The 19,143-nt window shown below is 44.8% G+C and carries 16 protein-coding genes; 6 read left to right on the forward strand and 10 right to left on the reverse strand.

From position 1 onward, the window contains the following. Positions 1 to 219: 219 nt before the first annotated feature. Genes rplI through rpsF form a run of 3 tightly spaced genes read right to left on the reverse strand, consistent with a single transcriptional unit; the run spans position 220 to position 1,387 of the window. Positions 220 to 750: a 50S ribosomal protein L9 gene (rplI, locus tag KUA46_RS07730; RefSeq protein ID WP_218487383.1), complete on the reverse strand. Its 531-nt coding sequence runs from the start codon at positions 748 to 750 to the stop codon at positions 220 to 222. Positions 751 to 770: 20 nt separating this feature from the next. After that, positions 771 to 1,040 (reverse strand): 30S ribosomal protein S18, encoded by a 270-nt coding sequence (gene rpsR / locus KUA46_RS07735; RefSeq protein ID WP_006847399.1) that lies wholly within the window; start codon positions 1,038 to 1,040, stop codon positions 771 to 773. Positions 1,041 to 1,042: 2 nt separating this feature from the next. Then, a complete protein-coding gene (gene rpsF, locus KUA46_RS07740; protein WP_006847398.1) occupies positions 1,043 to 1,387 on the reverse strand; it encodes a 30S ribosomal protein S6 in 345 nt (114 codons plus the stop codon). A 189-nt stretch (positions 1,388 to 1,576) separates the two neighbouring features. Here rpsF and KUA46_RS07745 point away from each other — a divergent pair, with 189 nt between their 5' ends. Beyond that, complete coding sequence (locus KUA46_RS07745) at positions 1,577 to 1,774, forward strand: hypothetical protein (RefSeq protein WP_218487384.1); 198 nt, start codon at positions 1,577 to 1,579, stop codon at positions 1,772 to 1,774. Between the two features lie 60 nt (positions 1,775 to 1,834). On the opposite strand, the gene KUA46_RS07750 is transcribed toward KUA46_RS07745, so the two are convergent. The 3 genes from KUA46_RS07750 to KUA46_RS07760 form a co-directional block, all read right to left on the reverse strand. Beyond that, a complete protein-coding gene (locus KUA46_RS07750) occupies positions 1,835 to 2,533 on the reverse strand; it encodes a response regulator transcription factor (protein WP_006847396.1) in 699 nt (232 codons plus the stop codon). A 59-nt stretch (positions 2,534 to 2,592) separates the two neighbouring features. Next, positions 2,593 to 4,086: a sensor histidine kinase gene (locus tag KUA46_RS07755; protein WP_006847395.1), complete on the reverse strand. Its 1,494-nt coding sequence runs from the start codon at positions 4,084 to 4,086 to the stop codon at positions 2,593 to 2,595. Between the two features lie 237 nt (positions 4,087 to 4,323). Further along, entirely contained in the window at positions 4,324 to 6,486 is a 2,163-nt protein-coding gene (locus KUA46_RS07760; RefSeq protein WP_118254846.1) for an elongation factor G, read from the reverse strand. A gap of 228 nt (positions 6,487 to 6,714) precedes the next feature. On the opposite strand from KUA46_RS07760, the gene hemW reads away from it, so the two are divergent. Beyond that, complete coding sequence (gene hemW / locus KUA46_RS07765; RefSeq protein ID WP_218487385.1) at positions 6,715 to 7,851, forward strand: radical SAM family heme chaperone HemW; 1,137 nt, start codon at positions 6,715 to 6,717, stop codon at positions 7,849 to 7,851. Positions 7,852 to 7,881: 30 nt separating this feature from the next. Here hemW and KUA46_RS07770 read toward each other — a convergent pair whose 3' ends face one another. The 3 genes from KUA46_RS07770 to KUA46_RS07780 all read right to left on the reverse strand — a co-directional run bounded on the left by KUA46_RS07770 (position 7,882) and on the right by KUA46_RS07780 (position 12,155). Further along, positions 7,882 to 8,244, reverse strand: a complete 363-nt coding sequence (locus tag KUA46_RS07770; protein ID WP_147330125.1) for a hypothetical protein — start codon at positions 8,242 to 8,244, stop codon at positions 7,882 to 7,884. Between the two features lie 271 nt (positions 8,245 to 8,515). Further along, the gene (locus KUA46_RS07775) at positions 8,516 to 9,862 is read right to left on the reverse strand and encodes a citrate/2-methylcitrate synthase (RefSeq protein WP_117727882.1); all 1,347 of its coding nucleotides are present in this window, start codon (positions 9,860 to 9,862) and stop codon (positions 8,516 to 8,518) included. A gap of 34 nt (positions 9,863 to 9,896) precedes the next feature. Next, a complete protein-coding gene (locus KUA46_RS07780; RefSeq protein WP_119237764.1) occupies positions 9,897 to 12,155 on the reverse strand; it encodes an aconitate hydratase in 2,259 nt (752 codons plus the stop codon). A 331-nt stretch (positions 12,156 to 12,486) separates the two neighbouring features. Between KUA46_RS07780 and trmD the strand changes: the two genes are divergently transcribed. Next, entirely contained in the window at positions 12,487 to 13,161 is a 675-nt protein-coding gene (trmD, locus tag KUA46_RS07785) for a tRNA (guanosine(37)-N1)-methyltransferase TrmD (protein WP_006847387.1), read from the forward strand. Positions 13,162 to 13,306: 145 nt separating this feature from the next. Here the strand turns inward: trmD and KUA46_RS07790 are convergent, their stop codons facing one another. Further along, entirely contained in the window at positions 13,307 to 14,158 is an 852-nt protein-coding gene (locus tag KUA46_RS07790; RefSeq protein ID WP_117727884.1) for a patatin-like phospholipase family protein, read from the reverse strand. A 208-nt stretch (positions 14,159 to 14,366) separates the two neighbouring features. Here KUA46_RS07790 and KUA46_RS07795 point away from each other — a divergent pair, with 208 nt between their 5' ends. The 3 genes from KUA46_RS07795 to recJ all read left to right on the forward strand — a co-directional run bounded on the left by KUA46_RS07795 (position 14,367) and on the right by recJ (position 19,057). Beyond that, positions 14,367 to 15,773, forward strand: a complete 1,407-nt coding sequence (locus KUA46_RS07795; protein WP_118065211.1) for an aminopeptidase P family protein — start codon at positions 14,367 to 14,369, stop codon at positions 15,771 to 15,773. An 84-nt stretch (positions 15,774 to 15,857) separates the two neighbouring features. Then, positions 15,858 to 17,069, forward strand: a complete 1,212-nt coding sequence (locus KUA46_RS07800) for an aminopeptidase C (RefSeq protein ID WP_022121917.1) — start codon at positions 15,858 to 15,860, stop codon at positions 17,067 to 17,069. Positions 17,070 to 17,335: 266 nt separating this feature from the next. After that, positions 17,336 to 19,057: a single-stranded-DNA-specific exonuclease RecJ gene (gene recJ / locus KUA46_RS07805; RefSeq protein ID WP_006847382.1), complete on the forward strand. Its 1,722-nt coding sequence runs from the start codon at positions 17,336 to 17,338 to the stop codon at positions 19,055 to 19,057. Positions 19,058 to 19,143: the final 86 nt, after the last annotated feature.

A 19,143-nucleotide genomic window follows, 5' to 3' on the forward strand; every position in this document is an offset into this window, starting at 1 on the left:
CGACTGCAAAGGTACAATAAAATTCTGAGAATCAGCAGAGAATATTAAAAAATAAAGTTATATATTCTAAATTACTACAAGAATGGTAAAAACTTTCTTTTCAGAACTGGGAAAAGATACAAAAAAATCCCTAATGCCTTGCGGCAAAAGGGATCTTTATATTAATTTGCTTTACAGTGCGAAAAATATCGTACTTCATACAAATTGATTGAGCTAGGATTATTCAGCTGCTGGAGCCTCTTCCTCAGCTGCAGCCTCAGTAGGTGCCTCAACTGGAGCCTCCTCAGCAGCAGGAGCTGCAACAGGAGCGTTCTCAGCAACAACATTAACAGGAACCTTAACCTCAACCTCCTTGTGGTAGTGTACAGTAGCCTCGTACTCACCAACCTTCTTAGCATCCTTCATAGTGATGATCTTGCGATCAACCTCGATGCCCTTCTTAGCGAGTTCCTCAGCAACAGTTGCAGCGTTAACTGAGCCATAGAGCTGACCAGTAGCGCTCACCTTAGCAGCGATAGTAAGAACAATGCCCTCGAGAGCCTCGCCCTTCTTAACAGCCTCAGCCTTGATAGCCTCAAGCTTGTGAGCCTGCTGCTTCAAATCCTCAGCCAACTGCTTCTTAGCAGATGGAGATGCGATAACAGCCTTACCTGTAGGGATAAGGAAGTTACGACCATAACCACTCTTTACATTTACGATATCGTTCTTATATCCAAGACCGATAATATCTTGCTTCAAAATAATTTCCATTCTTCTTTATCCTCCTTAAATTACTTCATCAAATCGGTTACGTAAGGAAGCAAAGCGATCTGGCGAGCACGCTTTACAGCCTGTGCTACACGGCGCTGATACTTCAAAGATGTACCTGTGATACGACGTGGAAGGATTTTACCCTGCTCGTTCAAGAACTTCTTCAAGAACTCTGGATCCTTGTAGTCGATGTACTTAATACCGCTCTTCTTGAAACGGCAATACTTCTTCTTCTTTGTGTCGATAGAAGGAGCAGTCAAATAACGGATTTCTGATTTCTGATCTGCCATGATTAAGCCTCCTCTTTTTTACCAAGCTTTGCACGACGCTTCTCTGCGTAAGCGGCAGCATACTTGTCAAGTTTAACAGTCATGTAACGAATTACTTTCTCGTCGCGGCGATAAGCTGTTTCGAGCTTAGCGATAACAGTTGGCTCAGCCTTGAACTCAACCAAGCTGTAGAAGCCTGATGTCTTCTTCTCGATGTTGTAAGCCAACTTCTTCAAACCCCAAGCCTCTTTGTTCAGAATCTCAGCACCATTATCGGTGAGTACCTTCTCGAACTTAGCGACCGTTTCCTTCATCTGTTCATCAGACAAAACGGGAGTCAAAATGAAAACGGTTTCGTATTGATTCATACTACTTTAAATGATTAAATATTAATATAAAAATTCTCATACAAACCGGAAAATGTGTGCGGAAACACAGCCTTTTCACGAATTGCGGTGCAAAATTACGACTTTTTCTTGAATTAACCAAATATTTTTCGTACTTTTGCACAAAATAATTGTTAATAGTATAAAAACAACCTCTAAATTGTAAAGAATATGGCAAAAATGAACAAGAAACTGATTACTCTGCTCTATACCCTACCATCTATGGGCATGGCTTTCATCGTTTTAGGCGTCCTGCTGATGGCAGCCAGTTTTGCGTTTTCCATTCAGGGAAACAGCGTACTCTTCGCTGGCCTCTTTTTCATTCTGGCGGGAGTAGCCGGATTTGTATATTCATTAAAAAAAGGATAAGCCGATCATCGACTTATCCTTTTTATATCTTTGGGAATCTTTTCCCAATTACAGAATCATTTAATCTTCGTTAGGAACTATCAGTTTGTATCCCTTACCATGGATATTGATGATTTCAATCTGAGGATCGTCCTTCAAATGCTTACGGAGTTTGGTGATATAAACATCCATTGAGCGTGCATTGAAGTAATTGTCATCAATCCAGATGGTCTTCAGAGCAAAATCGCGCTGCAGAATTTCATTAGAGTGAGCACAGAGCAAAGCAAGAAGTTCATTCTCCTTGGTGGTAAGCTTGGTCTGCTTTTCACCAATGGTAAGAAGCTGCTTCTGTGTATCGAAGGTAAAGTCACCAATGTGATACATGGTAGACTCCTTGCTCTTCTTGCCACGTACGCGGCGGAGAATAGCCTCTACACGGAATACCAATTCTTCCATAGAGAATGGCTTGGTGATATAATCATCAGCACCAATCTTGAAACCTTCAAGGATATCTTCCTTCAATGTCTTGGCAGTAAGGAAGATGATTGGGAGGTCGGCATTGGTCTGACGAATTTCCTGTGCCAGGGTAAAGCCGTCCTTCTTTGGCATCATCACGTCGAGTACTGCAATATCAAACTTATTCTTATTGAATTCCTTATAACCTACCTCGCCATCAGGGCACAGAACTGTAGTAAATCCCTTTGCCTGCAAATATTCGCGAAGCAACATACCTAAATTTTCATCGTCCTCGCAAAGCAAGATTTTAATTTTCTCTTCCATATCTTTATTCTTTAAAATTATTAATATTCTTTTAATTCTTTATTCTGTTTCTTCAAGTTTTAACTGTGAATCACCGGCAACTTGATGGTAAAGGTTGTGCCCTTTCCCAATTCGCTATCTACCTTGATTTCACCATCATGAAGATCTACTATCTTCTTGACATAAGCCAGTCCCAGTCCGAATCCCTTCACATCATGGACATTGCCCGTATGTACGCGGTAGAACTTGTCGAATATCTTCTTCAGATTCTCCTTCTTCATACCCAGACCGGTATCCGTGATTGAGAGATACAGATGCTCTTCATCATTCCAGGTCTTCATCGTAATGTTAAGCGGCTCGTCTGGCTTGCGGTATTTCACGGCATTGTCCATCAGATTGAAGATGACATTCTGGAAATGTACCTCATCAACATAGAGTCCCGAATCGATAGCCTCAATATCGGTATAGACCTTTCCGCCAGTATGCTCAACGCGGAGCGAGAAGGAATTGGCAATATTCTCAACCATCTCGTTCAGATCGAGTTCTTTCTTCTTGAACACCGCCTTCTTGCGGTCGAACATACTCATCTGCAATACCTTTTCAACCAGGAAGCGCAGGCGCTTCGATTCATCGTTGATCACGTTACCCAGATGTTTCTGCATCTGTTCGCTCTTTGCTACCGAGGTATCATTGAGCATCTGCGCTGCCAGACTGATACTGGCAATCGGCGTCTTCAGTTCGTGGGTCATATTATTGATGAAGTCGTTCTTTATCTCAGTATATCTCTTTTGTCTGAAGATAACCACAATGGTAAAGATGAAGGTAATCAGCAGTACCAGCGTGAAGATGACACTAGGAATCATGAAGCGCACACTGGAGAAGATATAGCTGTTCATATCCGGGAAATGCACCCTTACTACGCCCATCTTCGACTGTGGGTCGTTGCGGAAGAGCACCTGTGAGTAGCTGTATTCCTCACCCTCGTCCGTATAGTCAGGACAGCGGTAAACCTCTCGTCCATCCTGGGTAGTCACGGTGAAATGATAAGGTATGTTGATACCATTATTCATCATCTCAGCCTTGAGGTCCTGATCGAGCTGCTTGAAGTTGATTCTCTCCTTCAGCGGCTTGTCTGATGCCGAATAAAGGATAGAATATACCACCTCATCCAGCAACGCTTTCTGATAGACATAGCGGTTCTTCACGATTTCCTGAAGCGACTTCTGTGTTTCTGTCAGCGAATTCTTATCGCTACGCAGTATCATCGCCTTCGGCATATTGCCAGGATGTGTGGCATTTGTTTTCAGCTCGAAAGTTGAATAAACTGCCGTTCCCTTGTTCTTATCTTTATTGGCCTTACGTTCTGTCTCGTTGACATTCTTTTCGAGATAGCGCAGAGTTTCATTAAGCTCCAAATTTCTTGAAGCTTGATACAGGGCTCTGTTGACCGACTCGTCAAACTGTTCCTTCTTCATGTTTACCATCTCCTGGATGTAACTGAGCTGCAAGTACAGCAGCGCAAGGAACGAAAAGCCCATGATAATGGCTATGGTCCAAATCGTTTTCTTCTTCATGGGGGCAAAGATAAGAAATTTCTTAATCAGTTAACTTAAAATCGTTAATTAATTATTCATCCTTTCTGATTTTTAACATTTTTCTGTATTTTTAGTTTCGTATATAAAACTAAACTTCCGTTTTTCATAAAAAAAAGAGAGGAAGTATACATATCACATGCACACTTCCCCATATTGGTCATATCAACATAAAATTTTAATTTATATAAGAGAGATTTTTCTCTAACCTAACAATTGCTATTCAGCATCCTTCTCCAATTCAGCCTCATGATCCGCAATCAGCTTACTCTGAATGTCGGAAGGAACTAACTCGTAGCTGGCAAACTTGGTAGTGAATGAAGCACGTCCACCTGTCAATGAACTCAGAGAGATGGAATAGCTGGCAAGTTCCTTCAGAGGAATCTTGGCACTCAGCTTCTGGTAACCGGCCTCGCTGTCCATACCCATAATGAGAGCACGACGTCCCTGGAGATCACTCATCACATCACCCATGAAATCAGCAGGCACATAAACCTCAAGATCATAGATAGGCTCCAGAATCTTCGGACCAGCCTGTTTGAAGGCATCGCTGAACGCATGGCGGGCAGCAAGCATGAACGAAAGTTCATTACTATCTACTGGGTGCATCTTACCATCATAAACGATGACACGTACATCACGTGCATAACTGCCCGTCAACGGACCATGTTCCATACAGTCCATAATACCCTTCAGAATAGCTGGCATGAAGCGGGCATCAATGGCACCACCAACCACAGAGTTGAGGAATACCAGTTTACCACCCCATGGCAAACTAACCTCTTCACGGCTCTTGATATTCATCTTGAATTCCTGGCCGTTGAAGGTGAATGATGTAGGATCAGGCATACCTTCTGCGTATGGTTCAACAATGAGATGAACCTCACCAAACTGACCAGAGCCACCACTCTGTTTCTTATGACGGTAGTCGGCACGAGCCTTCTTGGTAATAGTCTCACGATATGGAATACGTGGCTCTTCGAAAGTCACATTGAGTTTCTCGTTGTTTTCCAGACGCCACTTCAGCGTGCGGAGATGGAACTCACCCTGACCTCTTACGATTACCTGACGCAATTCCTTGCTCTGGTCTACAATCCATGTAGGGTCTTCCTGTCGCATCTTCAGGAGTGCAGCCATCAGCTTCTCAGTATCCTGAACATTGGCAGCCTTGATAGCACGTGAATACTTAGGATTAGGATATTTAATGAAGTCGAAACGCCACTCAGCCCCCTTACCATTAAGGGTATTGCCGGTCTTCACGTCCTTCATCTTCACGGTACAGCCAATATCACCAGCATTCAACTGCTCTACAGGCACACGGTTGGCACCCGCACAGGCATAAATCTGTCCGATACGCTCCTTGGAGCCACGATCTGCATTAGTCAGATCGTCACCATTCTTGATAGAGCCGCTCATCACCTTGAAGTAGCTAACCTCACCGATATGAGGTTCCATACCAGTCTTGAAGAAGTAAACACTCTCAGGACCATTGCTGTCTGGCGTAATTTCCTCACCACGTGTATTATGCAGTTTCGGCATCTCGCTTACGAAAGGAACCACATTGCCCAGGAACTCCATCAGGCGGTGAACGCCCATCGACTTACCTGCACAAACGCAGAATACAGGGAAGATGCTACGGGTAACCAATCCCTTGCGGATGCCCTCGCGAAGTTCATCTTCTGTCAGACTCTCGCTCTCGAAGAACTTCTCCATCAGTCCCTCATCGTTCTCGGCTGCAGCCTCAACAAGAGCCGTATGAAGTTCCATGGCTTTCTCCATTTCCTCTTCTGGAATATCTTCAATAATAGGAGCACCGCCCTCAGGCTTCCAGGAATATTTTTTCATCAATAAGACGTCAATGAGAGCATTGAAGCCTGAACCGGTCTCGATAGGATATTGTATCTGCACACACTTAGAGCCGTAAATGTCCTTCATGGTGGCTATGATATTATCAAAGTCGCACTTGTCTGAGTCGAGCTGGTTTACCAGGAAGATGACAGGTTTACCCAACTTCTCTGTATAACGGAAGTTGTTCTGTGTACCTACTTCTGGACCATACTGACCATTAATAAGGATAACTGCCTGATCGGTAACATTGAGTGAAGTAATGGCGCCTCCCACAAAATCATCGCTACCTGGGCAATCTATAATGTTAAGCTTCTTGTTGTTCCACTCTACATGAAAAACTGTAGGGAACACAGAGTAGCCGTATTCCAACTCAACTGGGAAGTAGTCGCTCACCGTATTTTTCGCTTCTACAGAGCCTTTACGCTTGATAACGCCTGCTTCAAATAACATACTCTCGGCAAGTGTAGTCTTGCCGCTACCCGCACTGCCCAACAGCGCAATGTTTTTAATCTCATTTGTCTGATAAACTCTCATGACGCTTATAGATTTTTAAGGGTTATACTTAAATTTGCTAGTTGCAATCCACAGTCAAACTACCGGTTTTTCTGTTTCATGCTACTAAAGTACAAAAAAAATCGCACATTGCCAAAAGTTTTGGGCAAAAAACTTCTGTTTTTTAAAACATATTAGTACTTTTGCACTTTGTTTAGACATGTTTTTGTCTTTACACCTTATTATATATAGAAAAAGAAGTTCAGAAATATGGCAGGACTATACATACATATCCCCTTTTGTGAAAGCCGGTGCATCTACTGCGGTTTTTACAGTACCACCTCCCTCAAGTTAAGGGATGATTACACTGATGCTCTCTGCCGGGAGATGCAGATGCGCCCGGCAAAAGCCGCTCTCGGAAGCAATGAAACTATCGAAACCATCTATCTGGGCGGTGGAACCCCGAGTCAGCTCAACGGCTCCCAACTCAACCAGATTTTCTCTGCTATCAGAAAAAACTATACGCTGGCAGAGAATATGGAGATCACGATGGAATGCAATCCAGACGATGTAACCGGCGATTTCTGTGAAACGCTGAAGAAACTCCCCATCAACCGCATCAGCATGGGGGCACAGACCTTCTATAACGAGCGTTTACGCTTTCTGCATCGCCGTCATAATGCCGGAGAGGTAGAAGAAGCCGTCACCCGACTCCGTAACATCGGCATCCGCAATATCAGTATCGACCTGATGTTCGGATTCCCTGAAGAATCTCTTTCCCAATGGATGAGCGATATCAGGCACGCCATACAGCTGGATGTGGAACACATATCTGCCTACAGTCTGATGTACGAAGAGGGAACGCCCCTCTACCATATGCTGAAACAGGGAAAGATTAGCGAAATAGATGAAGAAAACAGTCGCAAGATGTATGAAACTCTGATAGACCAGCTTACTGGAGCAGGCTACGAACATTATGAAATCAGCAATTTTGCCCGTCCGGGCTTCCGTTCACGTCACAACAGCAGTTACTGGCACGAGGTACCATATATCGGAATAGGAGCAGCCGCCCACTCCTACAATAGGAAGCAGCGCAGCTGGAATATCGAAAATATCCAGACTTATATTCGAAGCATCGGCGATGGCATTCTGCCTTCTGAGAGTGAACAGCTAGATATTTCCACCCGATACAACGATCTGATAACAACCGCCTTGCGAACAAGCGACGGAATAAACCTCATGAAGATGGAGCAGGAATTCGGAAAAGAACTGGCAGACAGACTGCTCCAGGAAGCCCAGTCGCATATCAGCCGGGGGCTGATGAAAATAAAGAACGGCAAGCTCTCCCTCACTCGGGAAGGTCTTTACATATCGGATGATGTGATGAGTGATTTCATGATTATATAATGGTTTCAATAAACAAAAAAGCCTTGGAATCTAATTCCAAGGCTCTAATTTCTTTAAACCATTTTTCTTGTATACTTCATAATAAAAAGCTTTAATGCTCTTGACCACTTGTATGGTAGATTTCTTTTTCTGCAACATAGGCTTAACCAGCTGCATCACAGCAAAACAAACTACCACAATAAGCAATACTACTGCCCAAGAGAGAATCTCACTCTGAATATCCAAAATTGGCTGGAGGCCAATGCCCAAAGCCACAGGCAGGATAAAACAGACCCAATCTATCGGGCTGTCAAGCTTGGTTGATTCGAAATATTCATCGCGTAGTGCTTTTGGAGCATTCAAGATTAATCTTTTCTGGTGCTTATTCCAGTAATCTTCAAATTCTTTTTCCATGCAATCCATTTACTGTTTTGTCTTAAAACTAGACGGTTAAAACTTCAATACTTATACTTTTCTTTATACTTTTCGGCTACAAAGATAAGAATAATTATTCATTTCTCCAAAATTACAACATACTACTTTGAATATTTAACGTATATTAATTCTAATGGTCAAAACAAAAACTTCACTGCATCACTTGACAATAGCCTGCTTGTATATAGACAGGAAAAGGCAACACCCAACGACGGGCATTGCCTTTCTTGTATAATAACAAAGAGGAATTTTATCTCTCATTAAGTGGCTTATACTCCAGTTCGCCAAGAATATTCTTATATGCAGGACGGATAATACGACGGCCTTCGAAATTGAGTTCTTCAATACGATGGGCTGTCCAACCCACGATACGTGCCATGGCGAAAATAGGTGTATAGATTTCCTGTGGCAAACCAATCATTTCATAGATAAAGCCACTGTAGAAATCAAGATTTGCACACGCTGGCTTGCTGCCTCCACGGTGTTCCTGCAGACATTTGATACCTTCCTGCTCTATCAGCTTCAGGAAATTATACTCGTCTTCTCTACCCTTTTCCTTGGCAAGTTCACCTGCCAGGCGCTTCAGTTCAACGGCACGTGGGTCACTCAAAGTATAGACCGCATGACCGATACCATAAATGAGACCTGTCTTGTCATAAGCCTCCTTGTTGAGCATTCGCTTAAGGTAAGTATCAAGTTCAGTTACATTACCCCAATCCTTGATAGCTTCTTTCAAGTGGTGGAACATATTGATAACCTTGATATTGGCACCACCATGCAAAGGACCCTTTAAACTACCGATACCAGCAGCAATAGAACTGTAAGTATCTGTACGGGTAGAAGATGTTACACGTACTGTAAAGGTTGAGTTGTTACCACCACCATGTTCTGCCTGGATAATCAGGAGAAGGTCGAGCATACGGGCATCCAGTTCGGAATAGTTTTCATGCTTCATCATATAAAGAAAGTTTTCTGCAATAGAGAGATTCTCACGAGGATGACGAATATGTAGACTTCTACCCTGAACAGAGTGACGGTAGATATTGTATGCATAAGCAATGATGGTTGGGAACTTGGCAATCAACTCAATGCTCTGGCGCATCAGATTGTCACGGCTGATGTCATCCGGATTCGGATCGAAGGTGTACATTTCGAGCACACAACGGGCCAGGATGTTCATGATATTGCTGCCTTCCAGCTCGATGATATGGGTAATCGTACGATGATCAAGCGGCATATTATCGTTCAGGAGTTCTCTGAAAGCATCCAATTCCTCCTTATCAGGCAACTGGCCCGAGAGCAGCAGGAAGGCTACTTCCTCGAATCCGAAGCGCTTCTCCTTCAAGAGAGGAGTTACCAGGTCATCAAGTTCATAACCACGATAATAAAGTTTACCTTCTGTAGGGGTCAACTTACCTTCTGCATCGCGCTCATAACCCACTACATTACCGATATTGGTCAGTCCGACCAACACACCAGAGCCATCCTCATTACGAAGTCCACGCTTCACATTGAACTTCTTGAATGCATCCTTATCAATCTTGCATGAGTTTTTTACCTCATCGCTTAATTTATATATTAAATATTCTTTATTCATAACTGTTACTTTTTTAGCTGCATGGCTACAACTATTATTTCTTTGCAGCAAAGTTCAATGCAGAACCAGCCTTAAACCATGCAATCTGTGTATCATTATAAGTATGCTCAACCTCGAAACTATCCTCAGAACCATCCTTGTGCTTCAGGGTGACGGTGAGTTTAGAACCTGGAGCAAACTCCTTCAAACCTGTCAAAGAGATGCGGTCGTCCTCCTGCACCTTATTATAATCATCCTTGTTGCAGAATGTGAGGGCAAGCATACCCTGCTTCTTCAGGTTGGTTTCGTGGATGCGGGCGAAACTCTTGGCGAGAATCACCTTCACGTTGAGGAAACGAGGCTCCATAGCTGCATGCTCACGGGAAGAACCTTCACCATAGTTATCCTCTGCCACCACGATGCTGCTGATGCCTTTTGCCTTGTAAGCCTTGGCAGCGGTAGAAACCTCGACATAAGCACCATCCAACTGGTTCTTCACCTTATTGCTCTCACCGTTAAAGGCATTAACGGCACCCATTAAAAGGTTGTCGGATATGTTCTGCAAATGTCCACGGAACTTCAGCCAAGGACCCGCCATAGAGATGTGGTCGGTGGTACATTTGCCCTCGGTTTTGATAAGAAGCGGCATATCTGTCAGGTCTTTTCCATCCCATGGAGCAAACGGAGCAAGTTTCTGGAGTCGGTTGCTGTCAGGCGCAATGACTACCTCTACATTGGCATTTTCTTCGCTTGGGGCAATGAATCCCTTATCCTCTACGGCAAAACCCTTAGGTGGGAAGGTGAAACCTGTAGGCGCATCGAGCATCACGCTGTTGCCCTCCTTATCCAGCAAGGTATCTGTAGCCGGATTGAAGTCGAGACGGCCCGCAATGGTGAGAGCCACGGTGAGCTCTGGACTGCCGATGAAGGCAAACGTATTAGGGTTACCATCAGCACGGCGGCGGAAGTTTCGGTTGAAAGAAGTGACGATGGCATTCTTGCGCGTATTATCGTCTGTATGACGCTTCCACTGTCCGATGCAAGGACCGCAGGCATTGGTCATGATGAGGGCTCCAATCTTCTTGAAATCATCGAGGATACCATCACGCTCGGCAGTATAGCGAATCTGCTCTGAACCCGGGTTGATGATAAGCTGTCCCTTCACCTCAATACCTTTCTCATAAGCCTGACGGGCAATGCTGGCAGCACGGGCCAAGTCCTGATAAGAAGAGTTGGTACAGCTACCTACCAATCCTACTTCTACTACCATCGGATAATCGTTGGCAGGACCTTTTGCCTTCATGTGAGAGATTGGTGTGGCTGCATCTGGAGTGAACGGACCGTTAAGATGAGGTTCAACCTTAGAAAGGTCGATTTCAACAATCTGGTCGTAGAAAGCAGACGGATCTGCCAACACCTCATCATCAGCACGGAGTTCGGCTGCATTCATCTGTGCGAGAGATGCAATTTCTTCACGGCCTGTCTTGCGGAGATACTCGCTGGCATTCTGGTCGAATGGGAAGATAGAGCATGTGGCACCCAATTCGGCTCCCATGTTACAGATGGTAGCCTTGCCGGTAGTAGAGATGCTGTCCAATCCCTCGCCGAAGTATTCGAGGATGGCATTGGTTCCGCCCTTTACGGTAAGGATGCCGAGGATTTCGAGAATCACATCCTTAGGAGTGGCCCAGCCAGAGAGTTTACCTGTGAGATGCACACCAATGAGACGTGGCATCTTGAGTTCCCAAGGCTGACCGGTCAACACATCTACGGCATCAGCACCACCTACACCTACTGCCACCATGCCGAGACCGCCGGCATTAGGAGTATGAGAATCGGTACCCACCATCATACCTCCAGGGAATGCATAGTTTTCGAGCACTACCTGATGGATGATTCCGGCACCTGGTCCCCAGAAACCGATATGGTATTTCTGAGAAACAGACTTCAGGAAGTCATATACCTCTTTATTAGTCTTGCAAGCCTCAGGAAGATCTTGTGTTGCGCCCACATCGGCACGAATCAAGTGATCACAATGTACGGAAGCAGGTACGGCCACCTTGTCCTTACCCGCATTCATGAACTGCAAGAGTGCCATTTGCGCAGTCGCATCCTGCATCGCCACGCGATTAGGACGGAAGTCAACATATTCTACACCTCTTTTATATGGTCGCAACTGTGTTGGGTCGAAAAGATGTGCAAAGAGCACCTTCTCGGCATAAGTAAGAGGTCGTTTCACCGTAGCCTTAGCCTGGGCTACACTTTCCGAATACGAAGCGTAAAAGCTTCTCAGCATTTCAATGTCCAATATCATCTTGTTCACAATTTTAATTAATTATACACTCTTTCGAGCAATTCTGTTTGCAAAAATACAACTTTTTCTACAAATAGTAGCATGTTTTATCGAAAATTTATCATTTTGATATGATTTTTCTATTTTTTTGATAATTTTGTTGCATATTTATACGTTAATCACTCTCTTTTTCCGGAAAAACAGGATTATGATATGAAAAGACAAGAATGGCTACGGAAAGGCAGGAAAACAGAGAAAAAAGAAAGGAAAGTGAAGAAAAGAGGAGTTAAAATGAAAGAAAAAGCAAAAATTTTTGGTACTCTCCGCATTATTTATTATTTTTGCAGATGTTATGAGAATAGACATTATTACAGTATTACCAGAGATGCTGGAGGGATTCTTCAATGAGTCCATTCTGGCACGTGCGCAGAAGAAGGGTCTAGCGGAGATTCATCTGCACAATCTGCGTGACTACACATTAGATAAATGGAAGCGTGTGGACGACTATCCATACGGCGGAAGTGCCGGCATGGTGATGCAATGTGAACCAATAGACCGCTGCATTGCTGCGCTGAAGGCAGAGCGCGAGTATGATGACGTGATTTATGTTTCGCCAGATGGTGAAACCTTCAACCAAAAGATAGCCAACGAAATGTCGATGCAGGGTAACCTCATCATCCTCTGCGGTCACTACAAGGGTATTGACCAGCGTGTGCGCGACCATCTCATTACCCGAGAAATCAGTGTAGGTGATTATGTGCTGACGGGTGGCGAACTTGCTGCAGCCATCATCTCAGATGCCGTCATCCGACTGGTTCCGGGTGTTATCAGCGACGAACAGAGTGCACTTTCCGACTGTTTCCAGGACGACATTCTTGCCGCCCCTATCTACACCCGTCCTGCCGACTACAAGGGATGGAAGGTGCCGGAGATTCTGCTCAGTGGCAACGAAGCCAAGATTCGCCAGTGGGAATTCGACCAGGCCATGGAAAGAACCAAGCGCCTGCGCCCTGACCTGCTGAAATAAGAAGAAATCATTGCTGATTGCTATCATACCCAGAACGGTGATTTTTAGGCACGGTGTAATCCGTTCCTAAAAATCACCGTTCTACTCATTCTCAAGCCATATACTAAAACTCTACACCTTATTTATCAACTACACCTTATTAATATTATTCTTTTTCTACGCATTTTTCGCAGAAAGCCTCACCCAGCATGAAACCTTCTTCGTAGAGGCGTTCCAGTTTATCGGTATCCTTCTCTATTCTGCCAACTTCCAACGGACGGATTGGACGGATACAGGTAATCTTACCCGCAGCCTCCAGATCATCTACAAGCTGGATCTGTTCGTTATAAGCCCGATGACGGTGACTCAGAGCCACACGCAGGCGAGGATAGTTCTTATATAAATAAGGTATCTTATGGTCTTTGCCCATATCACGCCATCCTTTGTTGCGAGTCAGGACAACCACATTGTGTTGCCACCCCATGTCAATGGCGTGCTGTACCGGAATACTGTCCGCAATACCACCATCCAACATCGGAATGCCATCCACTTCCACAATCTTGCTCACATATGGCAAACTGCTGGAAGCACGCACAACATCCAGTGCACGCTGCCTGTCATGATTCTCGGAAAGATACATAGCCTTGCCCGTAAGACAATTGGTAGTAACCATCTCGAAACCATCGGCATACTTAAAATAGGTATCAAAATCGAAAGGCAAGAGCTGGTTCGGAAACTTATCGTAGAGCAATTTGCGGTCGAAGATACACCCCTGAGTCACCAGATGGCGAATACCGATATACTGGTATCGGGCCAGATAATCGATGTTAGAGATACGGGCACGCCGAGGTTGGCGGCTCATATACGACATGCCATTACATGCCCCAGCCGATACAGCCACCGTATAAGGGAAATGAACATCATGCTTCATGAAGGCATCCAGTACCCCACTAGTGAAGACCCCTCGCATGCCTCCTCCCTCAAGAACCAAACCTGTTGTTTTCAAATTCAATTTCATAACACACTCTCTGCTTTTAAAATTCTGAAAATAATTATATTTTGCTCGCAGCATAGACAATTTTCTTACATTTTGTCTAGCAAAAAGCCGTTTTTATATTAATTATTTATAAATTTACGCGTTTTATTCAATTTTGCTTGCAAAGATACGTATTTTTTGGGAAATAATTGCTAACTTTGCAAGCAAAATAATGTAAAAAACTAAAAATATGTTCAGCAAAGAGACTTACATCAGCCGCAGACAGGAGCTGAAGAAGCTTGTGAAAAGCGGCGTAATTATACTTTTCGGAAACAACAATTCACCATGTAATTTCCCTAATAACGGATATTACCCTTTCCGTCAGGACTCGACATTCCTCTATTATTTCGGATTGCAGCGCGACGGTCTGGTAGGTGTGATAGATATAGACAACGATATTGAAACCCTGATTGGCGACGACATCGACCTCGTAGACATCGTATGGTACGGAAGCGTTGACAGTGTTCATGATCTTGCAGCACAGGTAGGCGTTCATAACTCAGCACCTATGAAAACGCTCAAGACTATCTGCAACGACGCCATGTCGAAGAAGCGCAAGATTCATTTCCTGCCACCTTACCGCTACGACATCAAGCTGCAGGTATTCGACCTTCTGGGCATCCATCCTAACCAGCAGAAAGAAGAGGCCAGCATGGACCTCATTAAGGCTGTTGTGAAGATGCGTTCAACTAAGACCCAGGAAGAAATCGAGGAATTGGAGCGTGCTGCTGTCATCGGATACAAGATGCATACCACAGCGATGAAGCTCGTACGTCCGGGTGTGACAGAAAAATATGTTGCAGGTCAGGTAAGCGGCATTGCCCACTCTTACGGAGCCATGGTCAGTTTCCCAACCATCTTCAGTCAGCACGGTGAAATTCAGCATGGTTATCCATCTATGAACGTACTGGAAGAAGGCAGACTGGCACTCTGTGATGCAGGTGCAGAAACTATGAACAACTACTGTTCTGACAACACCCGCACCATGCCGGTGAGCGGAAAGTTCAGCCAGCGCCAGTTGGAAATCTACTCTATTGTAGAAGAATGCCACGACCATGCACTGGATGTAGCCAAGCCAGGCGTAAAATGGGCAGACGTACACTTCTCTGTTTGCCGCCTGCTCTTCGACCGCATGAAGGAGCTCGGACTTGCAAAGGGTGATACAGAAGAGGCTGTAAAGGCTGGAGCACACGCCATGTTCCTGCCTCATGGTTTGGGCCACATGATGGGAATGGATGTTCACGACATGGAGAACCTCGACCAGATTAACGTTGGTTTCGACGAAGAGGTACGCCCTAATCTGGAGCAATTCGGTACCAACTGCCTGCGTATGGGTCGCCGTCTGCAGGAAGGTTTCGTGGTAACCGACGAGCCGGGAGTTTACTTCATCCCTGCCCTCATCGACGATTGGAAGGCATCCGGTCACTGTGCAGAATTCCTCAACTTCGACAAGATTGAGACCTATAAAGATTTCGGTGGTATCCGAATTGAGGACGATGTACTCATCACCAAAGATGGTTGCAGATTCCTGGGCAAAGACCGCATACCTTATCATCCAAAAGATGTTGAGGAGTTCATGGCAGCCAACAAGGAATAAAATTTCTGAAAGAGAAATCATTTCAGGAATAAGGAATCAGAGAGAAGATATAACAAGAACATTAATATAAAGAGAAAAGAATTCATGAAGAAAACTATGATTGTTGCAGCCTTGATGGCTTTGGTAGCCACAGGAGCAAATGCGAAGAAAGCTGCAGACTCTGCAGAAGTAGCAAAGAACAAACCTGTATTTACTGTAGTAAAGCAGAATCCTATCACTAGCATCAAGGACCAGAACCGCAGTGGTACGTGCTGGGCTTACTCTACCCTCAGCTACTTCGAGAGCGAAATTTTGAAGAAGACAGGCAAGACCTACGACCTCAGCGAAATGTTCGTAGCCAACAAGACTTATATGGACCGCGCCACAGTGGCTGTAAGAATGCACGGCGACGTGAGCTTCTCTGAGGGTGGTAGCGCCTACGATGTACTCTATGCTTTGCAGCACTATGGTATTGTACCTGAGTCTGCCATGCCTGCACCAGGTTCATTGACAGGTGACTCTTTGGCTAACTTCGGTGAGTTCTTCAATGTAATGACTCCATACGTAGAGGCAGTAGCAAAGAGCACAGCTAAGAAGCTTTCTCCAGCCTGGAAGAGCGGTCTTCAGGGCATCATCGACTCTTACATCGGTAAGGCTCCTGAGAAGTTTACATACGAGGGCAAGCAGTATACTCCACAGAGCTTCTGCCAGAGCCTCGGTTTGAATCTTGATGATTATGTAACCATTACCAGCTACACCCATCACCCAATGTGGAGCAAGTTTGCTGTTGAGGTACAGGATAACTGGCGCTGGCCTTTGAGCTACAACGTTCCTATGGAAGACATCTGCAAGATTATCGACAACGCTGTAAACAATGGTTATACAGTAGCATGGGGAGGTGACGTAACAGAAGATGGTTTCACTCGCAAGGGTCTCGGCATCGCTTACGACGTAAAGAAGGTTCGCTCTATGGCCGGTACAGATGCTGACCATTGGTTCAAGCTCTCAAAGGACGAGAAGAAGGAGAAGTTTGATTCTCTCGGCGTAAATGCTCCTGAGATTGTTCCTACACAGGCTATGCGTCAGGAAGCATTCGACAATTGGGAGACAACTGACGACCACGGTATGCACATCTACGGTATCGCTAAGGATCAGAACGGCAAGGAGTACTACATGGTTAAGAACTCTTGGGGCGAGTATGGTGACTACAAGGGAACCTGGTACATGACCAAGGCTTTCGTAGCTTACAAGACTATGGACTTCATGGTTAACAAGAACGCCCTTCCTAAGGACATCCGCAAGAAGCTCGGAATCTAGGAGAGTTTTAATAGTTAAAAGTTTATAGTTAACAGTCTATAGGTTTTCTATGGACATTCTCCTAAACAAAAATATTCAAGGGGCAGCAAACCGATGAGTTTGCTGCCTTTTTTGTTGCCAAGAAAATCTCTTATTTACTTATTTTGGGTTGCCAACAAGTCTTATTTTTACTTATTTCTAGGTAATTTAGTAAAATTCCTCCCTAAACATTTCCTTTTGTCATTTTATTTTCGTAACTTTGGGGGCAGAAATAAAAAATAATTAAAATGCATTTTAAATGGAATTACGAATCACCAACACCTGAACAGCAAAAAGCAGCTGAAGAATTAGGCGCCAAGCTAAATATGAGCCCAGTTCTTGCCCATTTGCTCATCAAGCGCGAGATTACGACAGAGTCTGCAGCCAAACGGTTCTTCCGTCCACAACTCTCAGATCTCATCAATCCATTCCTGATGAAAGACATGGATATTGCCGTAGACCGCCTGAACGATGCTATGGGTAGAAAGGAACGTATCCTTGTTTACGGAGACTATGACGTAGACGGATGCACCGCCGTTGCCCTGGTGTACAAATTCTTGCAGCAATTCTATTCAAACATCGACTACTACATTCCCGACCGCTACGACGAAGGTTACGGAGTGAGTAAGAAAGGAATTGATTTTGCTCATCAGACTGGTGTAAAACTGATTATTATTCTAGACTGCGGAATCAAGGCTATTCAGGAGATAGAATATGCCAAGAGTCTGGGAATAGACTTCATCATCTGCGACCATCACGTTCCTGACGATGTGATGCCACCTGCTGTGGCCATACTCAATCCGAAGCGTCCTGACGATCCATTCCCATTCAAGCATCTCTGCGGATGCGGTGTAGGATTCAAGTTTATGCAGGCTTTTGCCAAGAACAACAACATTCCGTTCTCCAGGCTCATTCCTCTGCTCGACTTCTGCGCCGTGAGTATTGCTGCCGACATTGTGCCGGTGGTAGATGAGAACAGAATACTCGCCTTCCATGGTCTTAAGTTGCTGAATACCAATCCAAGTATCGGTCTGAAATCCATCATCGACATCTGCGGACTGAACGGACGCGAGCTCTCTATGAGCGATATTGTGTTCAAGATTGGTCCCCGCATCAATGCTTCAGGCAGAATGGAGAACGGCAAGCTGAGCGTAGATCTGCTGGTAGAAAGAGACTATTCCTCAGCCCTGCGCATGGCCAGACACATCAATGAGTACAATGAGCAGCGCAAAGACATAGACAAGCAGATGACTGAAGAAGCCAACGGCATCGTATCGCGTCTGGAAAGCATGAAACACAACTCCAGCATTGTGCTCTATGATGAAGGTTGGAAAAAGGGAGTCATTGGCATTGTTGCTTCCCGACTCACCGAAATCTACTTCCGCCCTACCATTGTTCTGACCCGGGATGGTGATATGGCTACAGGTTCAGCACGTAGCGTAACGGGATTTGACATCTACTCAGCCATCAAGAGTTGCCGCGACCTCCTGCTCAATTTCGGTGGTCATACCTATGCTGCCGGACTTACCTTGAAGTGGGATAAGGTTAGAGAGTTCAGAGACAGGTTCCAGCATTATGTAGAAGAGCATATTTCGCCTCAACAGACAGAACCGATGCTCAACATAGATGCTGAAATTGACTTTAAAGACATTACCAAGCATCTGCAGGCCGACTTGAAGCGCTTCTCTCCTTTCGGTCCATGTAACCAGAAACCTATTTTCTGCACCAACCGGGTATATGATTATGGTACCAGCAAGGTGGTGGGCAGAGAACAGGAACACATCAAGTTGGAACTGGTAGACTCAAAATCGAGCACGGTCTTAAACGGCATCGCTTTCGGTCAGAGTGCAGCTGCCCGCTACATCAAGAGTAAGCGAAGTTTCGACATAGCCTTCACCATAGAAGAGAATATTTTTAAGAAAAACCAAGTTCAACTTCAGATAGAAGACATCCGTCCAAACGAAGGATGAGGTACTTAGCCCTATGCATGGATTAGGCACTGATTACTCGGATTACACGGATTTGTAGAGCAAATCCGTCAGGACGCAAAAGCATC

Source organism: Segatella copri (assembly GCF_019249765.2).
Classification (GTDB): domain Bacteria; phylum Bacteroidota; class Bacteroidia; order Bacteroidales; family Bacteroidaceae; genus Prevotella; species Prevotella copri_K.

Bases quoted from the DNA above. Each gene is read 5' to 3' on its own strand.
- KUA46_RS07755 (WP_006847395.1), bottom strand. From the start codon at position 4,086: ATGAAGAAGAAAACGATTTGGACCATAGCCATTATCATGGGCTTTTCG.
- KUA46_RS07790 (WP_117727884.1), bottom strand. From the start codon at position 14,158: ATGAAATTGAATTTGAAAACAACAGGTTTGGTTCTTGAGGGAGGAGGC.
- KUA46_RS07795 (WP_118065211.1), top strand. From the start codon at position 14,367: ATGTTCAGCAAAGAGACTTACATCAGCCGCAGACAGGAGCTGAAGAAG.
- KUA46_RS07800 (WP_022121917.1), top strand. From the start codon at position 15,858: ATGAAGAAAACTATGATTGTTGCAGCCTTGATGGCTTTGGTAGCCACA.
- KUA46_RS07770 (WP_147330125.1), bottom strand. From the start codon at position 8,244: ATGGAAAAAGAATTTGAAGATTACTGGAATAAGCACCAGAAAAGATTA.
- KUA46_RS07745 (WP_218487384.1), top strand. From the start codon at position 1,577: ATGGCAAAAATGAACAAGAAACTGATTACTCTGCTCTATACCCTACCA.
- recJ (WP_006847382.1), top strand. From the start codon at position 17,336: ATGCATTTTAAATGGAATTACGAATCACCAACACCTGAACAGCAAAAA.
- rpsR (WP_006847399.1), bottom strand. From the start codon at position 1,040: ATGGCAGATCAGAAATCAGAAATCCGTTATTTGACTGCTCCTTCTATC.
- KUA46_RS07780 (WP_119237764.1), bottom strand. From the start codon at position 12,155: ATGATATTGGACATTGAAATGCTGAGAAGCTTTTACGCTTCGTATTCG.
- hemW (WP_218487385.1), top strand. From the start codon at position 6,715: ATGGCAGGACTATACATACATATCCCCTTTTGTGAAAGCCGGTGCATC.
- rpsF (WP_006847398.1), bottom strand. From the start codon at position 1,387: ATGAATCAATACGAAACCGTTTTCATTTTGACTCCCGTTTTGTCTGAT.
- KUA46_RS07775 (WP_117727882.1), bottom strand. From the start codon at position 9,862: ATGAATAAAGAATATTTAATATATAAATTAAGCGATGAGGTAAAAAAC.
- trmD (WP_006847387.1), top strand. From the start codon at position 12,487: ATGAGAATAGACATTATTACAGTATTACCAGAGATGCTGGAGGGATTC.
- KUA46_RS07760 (WP_118254846.1), bottom strand. From the start codon at position 6,486: ATGAGAGTTTATCAGACAAATGAGATTAAAAACATTGCGCTGTTGGGC.
- rplI (WP_218487383.1), bottom strand. From the start codon at position 750: ATGGAAATTATTTTGAAGCAAGATATTATCGGTCTTGGATATAAGAAC.
- KUA46_RS07750 (WP_006847396.1), bottom strand. From the start codon at position 2,533: ATGGAAGAGAAAATTAAAATCTTGCTTTGCGAGGACGATGAAAATTTA.